The following is a 15,082-nucleotide window of genomic DNA, read 5'->3' on the forward strand; positions in this document are numbered from 1 at the left end:
TCCTATTCAATTATTCTAGATATTTCTTCCAATCTTTAACTTCTTTAAATTGGGCTCTTTCAAATTGATCCTTCATATCAAACGGTACCGTGCCATCAATGATTAATTTCGATGACATTCCTCGTGTCCGAATGGATTTTGGATCATATTCAGGACGTTCTGATGGATCCAATGGATGGTTCCGCATTCCTGGCAAGACCACAATATCTTGATCAGCTTGGAAACGTGTATTAATGGTCCAAACCACATCATTCATATCAAAAATGTCCACATCTTCATCAACTAAGAAAACAGTTTTTAATTCTTTAAATGATGAGAATGCGAGTAAGGCAGCCTGACGTTGAATACCCTCATCAGCCTCATTTTCCTTCCGAATTTGCATGATGGTCATTAATTTACCACCACCTGCGGGAGGATTGTACACATTCAAAACTTTGCCAGGGATTGCCCGGTTCGTTAAGGATAAGATACTTGCTTCCGTTGGGATTCCGGCCATGCTGACATGTTCCTCAGAAGGTCCGATTACACTTTGCATAATAGGATCATTTCGATGCGTTACCGCAGTAACTTTGATAACTTGTAATGCAGGATTTGCATCACCATCGTATCCAGGAAATTCAGGCATTGCTTTGCCAGTATGTGTATTGATATCTTCTTGAATCCGTTCGTTAGGCATAATGTAGCCTTCCAAAGTGTATTCAGAACGAGCAATAGCTTTTTCATCAACCGTCAATCCATCAACTAATTGGACAGCTTCTTGACGAATGGCACCTGCAACACCTAATTCGTTGTAGCCTAATGGCGTTGTCGGTGGCTCAAAAGTAGCCCCAATGGTTATGGCAGGATCCAAACCAATATTAATGGTGATTGGCATTGGTTTGTTCATTTCTTCATATTCTTTAGCGAATGCGCCGATATGACGTCCACCAGGCATGATGTAAATTCCTAATTTATCCTTATCTTCTAAAACCATTCGGTGAATAGTTACGTCGCTCATTGTCTTGTCAGGATTGGAACCATAAACAACACCAACTGTGATGTATGGACCAGCATCTTTAGGTGTGTTTGTTGGGGCAGCCACTAATTTACGAATATCAAAATCTGGATCGGTTGCTTTATACACAACGTCATGAGCTGGCGCATCTTCTTCTTTAACCATCACTGGATCAACCGGTTTTTCAACCGCGTCGTTCAAAAATTGACCTAAAGTATGATAGTCATGATGAAACATTTTTCCAACCCGTTTGCGACTTGCCATTAAGCCCATTAACACCCGTGTATCCGGAAAACCCTTGACGTTGTTAAACATCATCGCTGGACCTTCTTGGGTTGGACGTTGTACAGTCCCACCTGCACCAATGTAACGATAAACACCTGATAATTCAGCATCGGGATCAACTTCAACATCCGTTTCATGATATTGGCCAGGTTCTTTTTTTAACTCATCAAGAACTTTACGCAAATCATAAACATCTTTTTTTGCCATATTAATGACCTCCTAATTTTCAAATAATTATGCATAAATCTTCCGATCACGCACCGTAATTTCATTATATGAGTGCAAATCCTTGCGAACAAATCGCGTTTCGACTAGCATTATTCCCAACAGGAATATTAGAAATGAGGCTTTGTTATGACCATTGATGATTTGCAAGACTTTGTCGTTTTATATCAAACCCGGAATGTATCAGATGCGGCGGTAGAACTCATGATGACCCAATCTGCGCTATCTAAACGCATTCAGGCCATGGAAAATGGACTGTCTGCCAAACTAATTTCAACCAAAAATAAACGCCACCTGGTCATTACTGAAAGTGGCGAAACCTTTTTTCGATATGCGGAAACCATTTTGACACAATATCAATTGCTCACTAATGAACTGGCGGAATATCGCGAACTAAAAAAAGGAACGCTGCACATTGGCAGTGTTCCCGTGATGTCACAATATGGGCTAATGGAAAAAACAAGTCGGTTTATGGCTGATTATCCACAAATTAACATTCGCCTCGAAGAACTTGAAGGCGATGAACTTTTGGATATGCTGCAAACAAAACAGTTAGACCTTGGAGTTCTCCGGAATATGCAGTCCCAATTATTGAATAAATCGCAATTTCAATTTATCGATATCGACAAGGATGAACTCAAAGTGATTCTCCCAGTTACGCATCCCCTGGCCAAACAAAAAAGGATTTCGATGAGTGACTTGCACGATGTTGATGTGGTGTCGCTGAATCCGGGCTCTGGCATTTATGAACAGGTTGGTAAACTCTATCAGCAGGCGGGTTTTACACCTAACATTCGGTTCACGACGACTCATATTGAAACCCTATTGGGAATTATTGAAAAGTCGGAACGAGTAACATTCTTGTTTGAAAAATCGGCGGAACCGTTTATGACGGCGCAATTTGTGAGTCGTTCGTTCGAAACGCCAATTTATAATAAATTGCAGTTGGTGTATCCGCAGGGAGAATTGACCCAGGCGGGAAGAAGATTTGTGAAGTATATAGTGAGCGGAACAAAACGTTAAGGCCCACTAAAATAAGGGAATCGGAAGCGGGATCGCATCCCGCTGGGAGGTTCACTTATTTTTGGGGGCTTGTTTTGAGGAGCTGTCCTAAAGCAGTGAGCGGATCAAAACGTTAAAGCCCACTAAAATAAGAGGACCGGAGGCGGGATCGCATCCCGTTGGGAGGTTCACTTATTTTTGGGGGCTTGTTTTGAGGAGCTGTCCTAAAAAGAGTGAGTGGATCAAAACGTTAAAGCCCACTAAAATAAGAGGACCGGAGGCGGGATCGCATCCCGCTGGGAGGTTCACTTATTTTGGGGGCTTGTTTTGTGTAGCTGTCCTAAAGCAGTGAGCGGAACAAAGCGATTAAACCTTAAAATCTAAGGGTGACGGCGGTAGGATCGCAATCCTGCCAGAGGCGCACTTAGATTTTAAGGTTTGCTTTGTGAAGCTGTCCTAAAAAAGTGAGTGGATCAAAACGTTAAAGCCCACTAAAATAAGAGGACCGGAGGCGGGATCGCATCCCGCTGGGAGGTTCACTTATTTTGGTGGGCTTGTTTTGAGGAGCTGTCCTAAAGCAGTGAGCGGATCAAAGCGATTAAACCTTAAAATCTAAGGGTGACGGCGGTAGGATCGCAATCCTGCCAGAGGCGCACTTAGATTTTAAGGTTTGCTTTGAGGAGCTGTCCTAAAATAGTGAGTGGGTCAAAACGTTAAAGCCTGAATAAATAGGAGTGCTGTAAACAGGAGGATTCCTCCTGTAGGCATTCCTATTTATTCAGGCTTGTGTTGAGGAACTGTCCTAAAAGCAAGCAGAACCACCACTAAGCCCACCAAAATAACAGAACCTAAAATTACCAAGCGAAAAATCTTAACAATTTTATCCGCAACATTCCCTAAAACTTGTGGTATGCTCTTAACAATTCAATGTCACTTAGCAGCGTTCAAATTTTAGGAGGATTTAAAAATGGCAACCACAGTTTCACGGGAGTTCATTGATAATTTACCAAAAGCAGAATTGCATGTTCACTTGGAAGGAACGCTGGAACCTGAGCTAAGACTCAAATTAGCTCAAAAGAACCACATTGACATTGGAACAACTTCCCTTGAGAACTTGAAAGCAACGTATCAATACGACACATTGGCCTCATTTCTCGCAGTTTACTATTCGGCAATGGCCGTGCTTCAAACGGAAGACGACTTTTATGATTTGGCATTTACCTATCTAAAAAAGGCCCGCCAAAACAACGTTCGCCACGTCGAAATGTTTTTTGATCCCCAGGCCCATACAAGCCGTGGCATCAGTTTTGAAACAGTCATCAATGGGTTATCGAAGGCCACCAAAGATGCTAAAGAAATTGGCGTGGACGCGCAACTGGTCATGTGTTTTCTGCGTGATTTTTCCAAAGAATCTGCGCGGAAAACATTGCTAGCTGCTGAACCGTATCATGAAAAAATATTAGGGATTGGGCTCGATTCGGATGAGCACAACAATCCGCCTCTAAAATTTTCAACGCCATTCGAAAAGGCCGTTTCCTCAGGTTATCACATTACAATGCACGCTGATGTGGATCAAATCGATTCCATTGACCATATCAAACAAGCTTTAGAAGTCATTGGTGTTGAGCGTTTAGATCATGGTACCAACATCGTTGAAAATCCAGATTTAATCAAGTTTGCTTGTGCACATAAGATTGGGTTAACCTCTTGTCCAAACTCAAATAAATTTTTAAGCCAAGATATGAAAAATCATGAGGTTAAAACTTTACTTGATTACAACGTAAAAATTAGCATTAATTCAGACGACCCCGCTTATTTTGGCGGCTTTATCAATGATAATTATTGGGCCATCGCCCAGACCGCAAATCTAACGCAAGCCCAAGTTGTCAAACTAGCAAAAAACTCATTTGACACAGCTTGGATTAGTGAAAAACAAAAAGCTAGTTACCAAAACGAAATTGATTCCTACGTGGCTAGCACTAATTAAAACAAACTAAAAAAGCCAAGCTGCTGGAAAATTTCTAGCTTGCTTGGCTTTTTACTAATTAAGATTTATATCGACGGCGCCGACTGCGTGTCTCCGGTTCAGAATTTTTCTCCGGATCATCCTCAGGCGTTTGAGGGTGCATACTAGTCCGAGTTGGCGCTGGTTGTTCGGTTTCTTTAAACTCGTCTGCTTCATCCGTTCGTTTTGGTGCAGATTTAGAATGTTGTGCCAAATAGAACACCGCTCCTAAAACTAAAACGGCGGGAACCAAAATTGCCGCATCTCCTAACCAAGGAACAAAGATTCCTGACAGGAAAGCGCCAGCCGCAAAGCTGCCAATCACAATACCCGTGTCCGCAGCTTTTTGCTGAGCTGTGACATCATGATGCACAAAACCGGTATATAAATTTTCAGAAGCGGTCCGAATGTTGCCAGTCATCATCAAAGAAGTAAATGGACCATCCTGTAACTTTCGAAACTCCTGCAATTGCGCTGCAGCAGTGATTGCCAACAACATCACGGTAATCACATCAGGCGCGTTTTGGCTAATCATTGCTACCAATACCATCAAAACGAATTCATAAATCAATACAAAATACGCCCGTTTTAAATAGTTTTGTTTAAAGAAGTGCTGCATGTGGCGAATAAAAATAGTTCCTAGTCCAAACGCAATAATCGCAATCAGATAGTAACCAACCTTCGCAAATTGGCCTTTGCTCAGACTAACACCAAGCAAGATCAAGTTTCCGGTTTGCAACCCCGCAAAAACTCCACCATGTTCCAAATATGTGTAAGCATCCAAACCGCCCGCAATAGCCGCCAAAAAAGCGCCAAAATATAATTGCTGATAGGCAGGATAAACATGTCTTCTCAAAAAAATGGCTCCCTTCTCATCTCATGCTTGAATCTTTTTTTAAACTCGTCCATTTAATCAACCTGTTTAGGTTATCATGAACCGCATTCAGACAAAAACTATTCTTTGAGACGTTAATTAAACTTAAAAAATGATCCCATTCTAATCCAGTAGATCACTAATCTGTTGAAAGGCGAATTGGCAGCATGCCTCGCGAAATGCATTGCGTTCTAGCTCTGGTTTTCGCAGCTTGTACGCTTCAGTTTGGCCGTGATAAGTTACGCCAATCCATGCTGTTCCAGCATCTTCGCCTTCCAAACCAGTAGGGCCCGCTGCTCCGGTAAATGAAATTGCGAAATCTGTTTGCATATTTTTTTGCGCTCCTTGGGCCATGGCCACCGCAACTTCATAGCTAACCACGCCATAACGCTGAATCAGCTCCTGAGGCACGTTTAGTAACTGCGTTTTAACTTCATCAGAATAGGTTACAAATCCACCTTCAAAAACTGCTGAACTTCCGGGAACGGTGGTGATTTCTGATTGAAATAATCCTCCAGTTAGGCTTTCTGCGGCCGTAATTGATAAATTCTCTTCAATTAACGTATTGATGACATAATTGACTAATTTTCCATTCATAATTAAGTCCCCCGTTTACTAAATAATTTTACACTTGTGCGATAAAAAAGCACACAAAAAAAAGCTGGAATCAGCGATGGATCACCATCGTTTTCATTCCAACTTTATTTAATCCGGATATTTTCTTCTTTAATTGCCGTTACCACAGGATGTTTGACAAAATAGTCACTAATCAGCTCCGTCATATCGATCTGAACTTCTCGCACGATTTTTCCGGCACCAAACATTGGATAACTACCACCACCGATAGCGCGATACTGATTCAAGACAATTTCTAAATTTTGATCGTCCGCAACTAATTTTCCATGATAACTTAGCGCAATTAAGCGTTCTCCCACTAGTTTATCTAAATCAAACGCATAATTAATTCCACTGTACACATCATAATTGTAGTACTGAATTTTTGGCTCGCGAAAAATGGCCGACACTGATACATTGCCTTTTTCATCACGAGTAAAAAAGCTCCCGCACCGTTCTAAAGCTGCTTTGAGATCTGCACCCGTAATTTTTAAAACCGCCAGTGTATTTGGATAAACATAACTGTTCACAATATTACGCATCGTTACCGTTGGATTATAACCACCAACATCATTATTAAACAGCGCTGTCGCAGAAAGGTCCGCCCCAGTAGCCGCCATCTGAACTTGGTTTATAAAGCTAAGATAAGGATGGCCATTTAAGCGAGCCGCCATCGGATCTGTAACTCGCATTTTGCCTTCAACTTGGCCCATTGGTTGATCTAACCAATCCTCAACCTCGTTTTGCAGCTTAGTCGTTAACTCAACAAGTTCTGAATCTGGCTTTACATCTGCCACAGAAAGTAACTCGGTCTGCCGCTTCTGAATTTTATGATGCGCATCCAACTGTAACTCAATCTCACCCACAAATTTTCCTTTTTCTCCAGGTTGGGTCGTTGGGACACCCTGACAGATGGTCGCAATTTCTCGGTGCTGATGGCCTGTTACTAAAGCATCAATTCCGGAAACCTCCTTTAATAGTTGGTAGCCTTCATTTTCACCAGTAAGTTGTTCATTTGGCTCACCTGTTGCTAAGTCACACTCAAAGCCGCCGTGATAGGCCGCAATTACAACATCCGCCTGTTTACGCATGATTGGAATCCATTTTTTTGCAGCCTTGACTGCTGATTCAAATTGCCAGTTTTTAATATGCTCAGCTAATTCCCAATGCGGAATGAATTGGGTCGTTAACCCGATGATACCAACTTTAAGGCCGTTGCGTTCTATAATTTTGTAAGGTGCATCAACGATTCCATCTTGTTCATGCAAATTGGCGCCCAAAATGGGATATGAACGTTTGGCCTCGCATTGCTTTAAATAAGCCATCCCATAATTGAACTCATGATTTCCTAAAACTCCCGCATCATAACCAATCGCGTTGGTCATCTGCATATAAATCGACCGCCATTTTTCATTTTTCTTCGCCGTATAGTAAGTTAACGGTGATCCCTGAATAAAATCACCATTTTCAATCGTAATAACCCACTCATCAGGGTCGGCCTGCGCTTTAATTTGTTTGATTTTGGTTGCACACTTTAACAAACCATAATCTTGGTGATCCTTGCGATCACTGTAATTAGTCGGGTAAAGATAACCGTGAACATCACTAGTTGACAGAATTTTTATTTTCATTGCCTTACACCAACCGTTTCCGAATAGAACCTGAAATATAATCAATAAGGGTAACTGTGACAATGATCCCGACAAGGATAATGCCAACCCGCGACCAATGTCTAGTTTGGATGGCAAATAACAACGGCGTCCCAATTCCGCCAGCACCGACCATTCCTAAAATGGAAGCGGAACGGACAGCAATTTCAAACCGATATAATGTATATGACAAAAATTCTGGTAACACCGTTGGCAGCGTCGCAAATGTCAACGTTTGAAGCCGATTTCCGCCACTACTCATTAACGCTTCACTTGGCCCAAAATCCATGTTCTCAATAGATTCACTAAACAGCTTGCCTAACATCCCAATCGAGTGAATGCTTACCGCCAAAACTCCTGCAAAAGAACCCGGCCCAACAGCTTTTATGAACATAATTGCGAGCACAATTTCGGGAAATGTCCGAATCAAAGTCAAAACTAATTTTCCAGTCGTTGAACGCACATGAAATTTAGAACTACCTGTCCGAGCAGCCCAAAAAGCAAATGGCACACTTAAGATGGCAGAGATAAAAGTTCCTAAAAAAGCCATCGCGATTGTCTGGAGCATTAAACTAACTAAATCTTCACCACTACCATCATACGTATATGCCCAGTCCGGGTGAAAAATGCCTCCAATAATCGATTTCGTAACTTCGCCAGCAGAATCTTGAATACCACTAAACGAAATACCAGCAAAACTCCAAATATAAAGGATGGCCACCAAAATTAGGACAAAAATAAGTTTATAGCGATTCCGATGAACTGTTGCCTTATTTATCGCCGTCAAATTCTTCATAGTAATCGCTCCCTCAATGTATTACTGATGCCATCAATAATGAGGACCACAACCAAAATTGCTAAAATGATTACGGCCGTTTCATCATACGCGAACTGATTTAATGAGCGCTGCAAGAATTCACCAATCCCGCCGGCACCAAGATACCCTAGCACTGTAGAAGCCCGCACATTAATTTCAAACGTGTAAAGAAAGTAACTCACGAAATAGTTAAAAACTTGAGGGATAACCGCGAAGATAACCATCTGAGTTTTGTTAGCTCCGGCGGCTTGTAATGCTTCCAACGGGCCATCGTCAATCGTTTCAATAGCTTCATAAAAAAGTTTGGAAATCATTCCAAATGAAAATACCGATAATGTAAAAATACCAGCAACCGGGCCAATCCCAACAATTGCCACAAACAAGGCCGCTAACATTAAGTCCGGTAATGTCCGCACAAGATTTAGAATAAATCTGATAATTCCCCGAAGAAACTTATTTTTAACGATATTTCGGGCTGCTAAAACGGAAAACGGAATAGCGATCAGTGTTCCAATCGTTGTCCCAATTAAGGCCATTTGAATAGTTTCCAAAATTGGTTGAATCACAATGTTTGTGTATGACCAAGCGGGTGCCGCCATCTTTTCCAGGATTACCATAAACTGGCCAAAATTAGCGAAAAACATCACAAAATCAACGCCTGTTTCTTGGGCGGTCCAAATAATTAACAGCACAAACAACGTGAGCCAGGCAACCGTTTTTAAATGATGTTTCTGGGCGAAAGTTCGCGTTGGGACAACATTCATGAAATCACCTCTGAAGGAGTTCCTTCAGCCGATTTTACCGTTTTTGTTTCTACTGCTGGCTCATAAATTGCATCCAGATCAGCCTCAGTAACTTTTTCAATTGGTTCATCGTATATAAGCTCACCGCCTCGTAAACCAATAATTCGATCCGCATACTTTCGCGCAAGGGGAACAGAATGCAGGTTCACAATCACGGTAATGTGAAATTCTTCGTTGAGCCGCTTCAAATCATTCATTACAGAATCGGTCGTTAAAGGGTCTAGCGATGCAATTGGCTCATCGGCCAACACAATTTTAGGATCCTGCATGAAGGCCCGTGCGATTGCTACTCGTTGTTGTTGCCCACCAGAAAGCTGATCTGCTCTTGTATAAAGCTTTTCACCTAAACCGACCCGCTGCAAGGCTTCCACCGCTTTTTGTTTGTCAGCTTTTGAAAACAGACCCAGCATACTTCTCCAGGTAGAATAGTAGCCTACACGCCCAGAAAGCACGTTGCGCTGCACGCTTGAACGATTCACTAGGTTAAAATTTTGAAAAATCATGCCAATTTTTCTCCGTAATTGACGTAATCCTTTGCCTTTGAGATTCACAATTGATTCTCCATCAATTAAGATGTCACCGGAGGAAATATCATGCATTCGATTAATTGTTCGCATCAGAGTACTCTTTCCAGCACCGGAAAGACCCACAATCACTAGGAATTCGCCTTGGGGTATCTTCAAATTAATATTCTTCAATCCAACGGTCCCGTTTGGATACTTTTTAGAAACCTGTTTAAATTCAATCACTGGTTTTTCTGTCATAGCACTGATTCCTTTCATAACCGATTGCAAGAAAAGGGAGTACGCCCTCAGCGTCCCCCTCTTCCTAAACATTTATTCATGATTAAACGTACTATTTATCTAACTTTTTAGCCGTTTTGTCATAAGTACGGATCGCATTATAATCGCTATCTTTAGCTGTTACATAACCTTCATGAGAATATACGGACGAAATAATTTCGTGACCTTTTTTGGTCTTGGCAATGGTCTTGAAGGCTTTTGAAATCTTCTTTTGCCATTTTTTGCTCATATCACCACGGGTGGTAATTGTATCGTTTGGAATTCCCTTAGTTGTGTAAATTGGCACAACTTTGCTCATGACATCTTTTGCATCATTTTGGACTAATGTTCGTGCACCTTGGAAGACAAAGGCTGCATCTGCGGTACCATTGTAAACGGCCATAACACCTTGATCATGGCCTTTGACCACAACAGTTTTAATCCCATCTTTTTCTACATTAATCCCATGTTTATAGAGTTCAACAGCAGGATAAATCCAGCCGGCCGAAGAAGTTGTATCTTGAACAGCAATCTTCTTACCTTTCAAATCTTTAATTGATTTGATGCCACTGCCTTTTTTAACAAGAATTTGTGCTTTGTAGTATTTCACGAGTTTATTGGTGACTTTGTCGTCCGGTTCTGTGTAGCTGTAACGTTCGGCTTGGAGTAAAACCTTTGCGTTATATTCTTTGTGTGCCAATACGTAAGCATCGGGTGGTAAGAAACCCACATCAACTTTCTTGGATCCCATCGCTTCGACAATTGTATTGTAATCAGTTGAAACTGAAACTTTAACCGGAATACCAAGTTGTTTCTTTAACAATTTCTCCAATGGTTTAGCTTTAGCTTCCATTGTGCTTGCATTAGATGACGGTACAAACTGAACCGTCAACTTTTTAGGCGTATAGGATTTGCTTGCTGCATTCTTTGAACTATTCCCACATGCTCCTAATAAAAAAATCAATGATAACGTCCCTACAATCGTACCCAACCGCTTAAAAACTCGCATTAACCTGTCTCCCCTTTGTTTGTATTTGACAAACATAGTGTACCTCATAATCCGAACTATTACAATGACTATTTATTCTATTGTTAAGATTCTACTGAAATGATTGAATGATAAAAGACAAAATACCATTTATTTTGGCAAATAAAGAACAAAGCTTGTAAGTATCACGTTTCTACATAGAAATGCACTTATTTTACTCGAGAAACCGTTTAATAAAGTCATACACTTTAATCCTATTTGTTTATCAATCGCTTACAGGCGTTGCTTTCATTTTGGAGATCCCTACATTTTTACAAATTATGCCTGCGTGGCTGCGGACAAAATTGGCAATTTTAATGTAAACCTCTACTATTTTCCCAGCAAAAAAGCACCTCAGCTCGAGCTCAGATGCTTTGTGATAACTGTATATTATTAAATTACAAATCAAGAACCATATCTAAATGTGGTATCCCCGTGTCTAGATAAACCTCACTCACCGGCTTAAAACCAAATGATTGATAGAACGTTTGCAGATAAGCCTGCGCCTGAATTTTCACAGTCGTCACCTGCGGCATATCTCTTTGAATAGTTTGTAGGCCACTCACAATTAATTGCCGACCGTATCCGTGTTTACGGAAACGCGGATCAACAACTACACGACCAATATGAACAATAGTTTTGTCCGTTTCCGGAATTATTCGTAAATAGCTCACTAATTGCTGATCTTCATTTAAAACTTGTAAATGTTGCGCAATCAAGTCTGCGTCGTCAACTTCTTGATACGCACATAATTGTTCGACTACAAAAACTTGGGTACGGAGTTTGTAGATTTGAAACAATTCTAGGTTGGATAGCTGGGAAAATTCTTTTACTGTGACTTCCATGTTTTAGGCTCCTTGATTATTTTTTATACTTTAGTGCAGTTCAATTCAAATGCTATCCATTTCCCATGTGGTCCGCTCATTAACTATATTGATTCGACACTCTTCTAAAACTAGACAACGACACCATCAGGAATAAACTTAGATCTTAACTATATTGATTCGACACTCTTCTAAAACTATCAAAAAACCGTTCTGCATTGCCAGTATGATCTTAACTATATTGATTCGACACTCTTCTAAAACCTATTGATGTGACTATCATTGGCAGATACCGATCTTAACTATATTGATTCGACACTCTTCTAAAACTACTATATATATAGATAAGGAAAGGGAGTAGATCTTAACTATATTGATTCGACACTCTTCTAAAACGGTTTAAGTGTTTTAGCACAACTCCAATTTGATCTTAACTATATTGATTCGACACTCTTCTAAAACCGTTATCGCACCATTTGGGTCTACTACGAAGATCTTAACTATATTGATTCGACACTCTTCTAAAACTGTTCCTGGGATGTTGGCGTTCGGTATCTGGATCTTAACTATATTGATTCGACACTCTTCTAAAACGGTGTTAAGACTGATGAAATTGATAAGGCAGATCTTAACTATATTGATTCGACACTCTTCTAAAACAAAGGGTGACGTTGTCAATCAGTTTAATCTGATCTTAACTATATTGATTCGACACTCTTCTAAAACACTAAGGCTAGCACGTTATTGCAGACACTAGATCTTAACTATATTGATTCGACACTCTTCTAAAACAAAGGGTGACGTTGTCAATCAGTTTAATCTGATCTTAACTATATTGATTCGACACTCTTCTAAAACGGCAACGGTAACTTGACCAGTCGTTGGGTCGATCTTAACTATATTGATTCGACACTCTTCTAAAACATATGAGTGTAGAGAAAAACAAAAGACAAGGATCTTAACTATATTGATTCGACACTCTTCTAAAACATCTGACTTAGTCACATGCCACCAAGTAGCGATCTTAACTATATTGATTCGACACTCTTCTAAAACGGCAGAACAGAAGCGGTTTAGCACTGCTACGATCTTAACTATATTGATTCGACACTCTTCTAAAACCGTCTATACAGTATTGGGCTATTTAGTGCCGATCTTAACTATATTGATTCGACACTCTTCTAAAACAAGGTTAATGATTTAACTAATCAATTAAACGATCTTAACTATATTGATTCGACACTCTTCTAAAACAAGCTTTACTATCTGAAGCTAGGGTTATGGGATCTTAACTATATTGATTCGACACTCTTCTAAAACGAAAATCAAACTGCTATGAATGCATTGGTTGATCTTAACTATATTGATTCGACACTCTTCTAAAACATCTGCTTTAGTCACATGCCACCAGGTTGCGATCTTAACTATATTGATTCGACACTCTTCTAAAACTATCTTTAGTATAGGCATACGTAATTGCCAGATCTTAACTATATTGATTCGACACTCTTCTAAAACTAATCCAACCACTAATGCGATTGGAATCACGATCTTAACTATATTGATTCGACACTCTTCTAAAACGTAGACCTAGACCAGCTAGAAAGCCACGAGGATCTTAACTATATTGATTCGACACTCTTCTAAAACAGATTTGAATAAGGCTGACGAATATATTAAGATCTTAACTATATTGATTCGACACTCTTCTAAAACGCCAGATTGTCGCAAAAAATTGTTTAAAAAGATCTTAACTATATTGATTCGACACTCTTCTAAAACCTGTCATCATCAATATCAATTTCTTCTGGCGATCTTAACTATATTGATTCGACACTCTTCTAAAACTCAACCTCGGCAAGTAAGTACAAACTAGCTGATCTTAACTATATTGATTCGACACTCTTCTAAAACGCAAAGGTTGCTTTGACAATGTTATGTTTTGATCTTAACTATATTGATTCGACACTCTTCTAAAACGGTCATTTCATCATCGTTAATAATCAACGCGATCTTAACTATATTGATTCGACACTCTTCTAAAACAAAACACTAGGTAAATCATTCCTATCATTGGATCTTAACTATATTGATTCGACACTCTTCTAAAACAACATCATCAATTACATCTACAATGACGGTGATCTTAACTATATTGATTCGACACTCTTCTAAAACCTCAATTCTGGTGGTTGAGTTATCGCTATTGATCTTAACTATATTGATTCGACACTCTTCTAAAACATATACTGCGTCAACTAATTCACAAAAGAAGATCTTAACTATATTGATTCGACACTCTTCTAAAACGGGAAGGACGCATAATAAAGTTGAAACTAAGATCTTAACTATATTGATTCGACACTCTTCTAAAACTCAGTCACTTGTTCAGCCATAGCTGGTGCAGATCTTAACTATATTGATTCGACACTCTTCTAAAACGCTCAATACGTATTACTACAGCCCAGTTAAGATCTTAACTATATTGATTCGACACTCTTCTAAAACTTTCACTGGCTTCACTGGTCGCGCATACATGATCTTAACTATATTGATTCGACACTCTTCTAAAACAAGTTTACTGGTGACTGGTCATCCATTGTTGATCTTAACTATATTGATTCGACACTCTTCTAAAACATACACGGATAGCGACAAAGTTAGACAAGTGATCTTAACTATATTGATTCGACACTCTTCTAAAACACAGACTTGGAAAAGATTGAAGATATGTATGATCTTAACTATATTGATTCGACACTCTTCTAAAACTTTGTCGGTTCATGTCAAACCCATAGTTGGGATCTTAACTATATTGATTCGACACTCTTCTAAAACCCCATCGACCGTCAGTGTTCCGATTCGTTTGATCTTAACTATATTGATTCGACACTCTTCTAAAACGAACTTAGATAAGCCTTACTTTGGTACTGAGATCTTAACTATATTGATTCGACACTCTTCTAAAACCTTAACCGAGCCATTCCAGTTATTACTGAGGATCTTAACTATATTGATTCGACACTCTTCTAAAACTCCCTTTAGACTAGACCATATAAAAAGACCGATCTTAACTATATTGATTCGACACTCTTCTAAAACTTTGCAAAGGTACAATATACCTTTTCTCTGGATCTTAACTATATTGATTCGACACTCTTCTAAAACATCCGCGTGGAT

At 39.8% G+C, this 15,082-nt stretch carries 11 protein-coding genes and 1 CRISPR repeat array (1 of these 12 running past the window's edge); of the genes, 2 read left to right on the top strand and 9 right to left on the bottom strand.

From position 1 onward, the window contains the following. Window positions 1-10 precede the first annotated feature (10 nt). Window positions 11-1,486, bottom strand: coding sequence for a UbiD family decarboxylase (locus PI20285_RS08605; RefSeq protein ID WP_057772638.1), 1,476 nt, complete (start codon window positions 1,484-1,486; stop codon window positions 11-13). Window positions 1,487-1,633: 147 nt separating this feature from the next. On the opposite strand from PI20285_RS08605, the gene PI20285_RS08610 reads away from it, so the two are divergent. Further along, complete coding sequence (locus PI20285_RS08610) at window positions 1,634-2,527, top strand: LysR family transcriptional regulator (RefSeq protein ID WP_057772636.1); 894 nt, start codon at window positions 1,634-1,636, stop codon at window positions 2,525-2,527. Window positions 2,528-3,473: 946 nt separating this feature from the next. Next, the gene (gene add / locus PI20285_RS08615; RefSeq protein WP_057772634.1) at window positions 3,474-4,493 is read left to right on the top strand and encodes an adenosine deaminase; all 1,020 of its coding nucleotides are present in this window, start codon (window positions 3,474-3,476) and stop codon (window positions 4,491-4,493) included. A 58-nt stretch (window positions 4,494-4,551) separates the two neighbouring features. Here the strand turns inward: add and PI20285_RS08620 are convergent, their stop codons facing one another. The 8 genes from PI20285_RS08620 to PI20285_RS08655 form a co-directional block, all read right to left on the bottom strand. Further along, the gene (locus tag PI20285_RS08620; RefSeq protein ID WP_082623236.1) at window positions 4,552-5,367 is read right to left on the bottom strand and encodes a YoaK family protein; all 816 of its coding nucleotides are present in this window, start codon (window positions 5,365-5,367) and stop codon (window positions 4,552-4,554) included. 141 nt (window positions 5,368-5,508) lie between these two features. Further along, window positions 5,509-5,982 carry a CinA family protein gene (locus tag PI20285_RS08625; protein WP_057772631.1) on the bottom strand — a complete coding sequence of 158 codons (474 nt, stop codon included), beginning with the start codon at window positions 5,980-5,982 and terminating at the stop codon, window positions 5,509-5,511. A gap of 104 nt (window positions 5,983-6,086) precedes the next feature. Then, window positions 6,087-7,631 carry a bifunctional metallophosphatase/5'-nucleotidase gene (locus PI20285_RS08630; RefSeq protein WP_057772629.1) on the bottom strand — a complete coding sequence of 515 codons (1,545 nt, stop codon included), beginning with the start codon at window positions 7,629-7,631 and terminating at the stop codon, window positions 6,087-6,089. Window positions 7,632-7,635: 4 nt separating this feature from the next. Then, a complete protein-coding gene (gene phnE, locus PI20285_RS08635) occupies window positions 7,636-8,445 on the bottom strand; it encodes a phosphonate ABC transporter, permease protein PhnE (RefSeq protein WP_057772627.1) in 810 nt (269 codons plus the stop codon). Further along, window positions 8,442-9,230, bottom strand: a complete 789-nt coding sequence (gene phnE / locus PI20285_RS08640) for a phosphonate ABC transporter, permease protein PhnE (protein WP_057772625.1) — start codon at window positions 9,228-9,230, stop codon at window positions 8,442-8,444. The genes phnE (PI20285_RS08635) and phnE (PI20285_RS08640) overlap by 4 nt, the downstream gene beginning before the upstream one ends. Next, a complete protein-coding gene (gene phnC, locus PI20285_RS08645) occupies window positions 9,227-10,033 on the bottom strand; it encodes a phosphonate ABC transporter ATP-binding protein (protein ID WP_057772739.1) in 807 nt (268 codons plus the stop codon). Before phnC ends, phnE (PI20285_RS08640) begins: the two co-directional genes overlap by 4 nt. Before the next feature lie 91 nt (window positions 10,034-10,124). Continuing rightward, window positions 10,125-11,060 carry a phosphate/phosphite/phosphonate ABC transporter substrate-binding protein gene (locus PI20285_RS08650; RefSeq protein ID WP_057772623.1) on the bottom strand — a complete coding sequence of 312 codons (936 nt, stop codon included), beginning with the start codon at window positions 11,058-11,060 and terminating at the stop codon, window positions 10,125-10,127. A 416-nt stretch (window positions 11,061-11,476) separates the two neighbouring features. Beyond that, window positions 11,477-11,923 (bottom strand): GNAT family N-acetyltransferase, encoded by a 447-nt coding sequence (locus PI20285_RS08655; RefSeq protein WP_057772622.1) that lies wholly within the window; start codon window positions 11,921-11,923, stop codon window positions 11,477-11,479. 75 nt (window positions 11,924-11,998) lie between these two features. Further along, window positions 11,999-15,082: direct repeats of the CRISPR family, unit length 36 nt; unit sequence GATCTTAACTATATTGATTCGACACTCTTCTAAAAC; it runs 1,440 nt beyond the window's last position.

The organism is Pediococcus inopinatus (assembly GCF_002982135.1).
GTDB classification, from domain to species: Bacteria; Bacillota; Bacilli; order Lactobacillales; family Lactobacillaceae; genus Pediococcus; species Pediococcus inopinatus.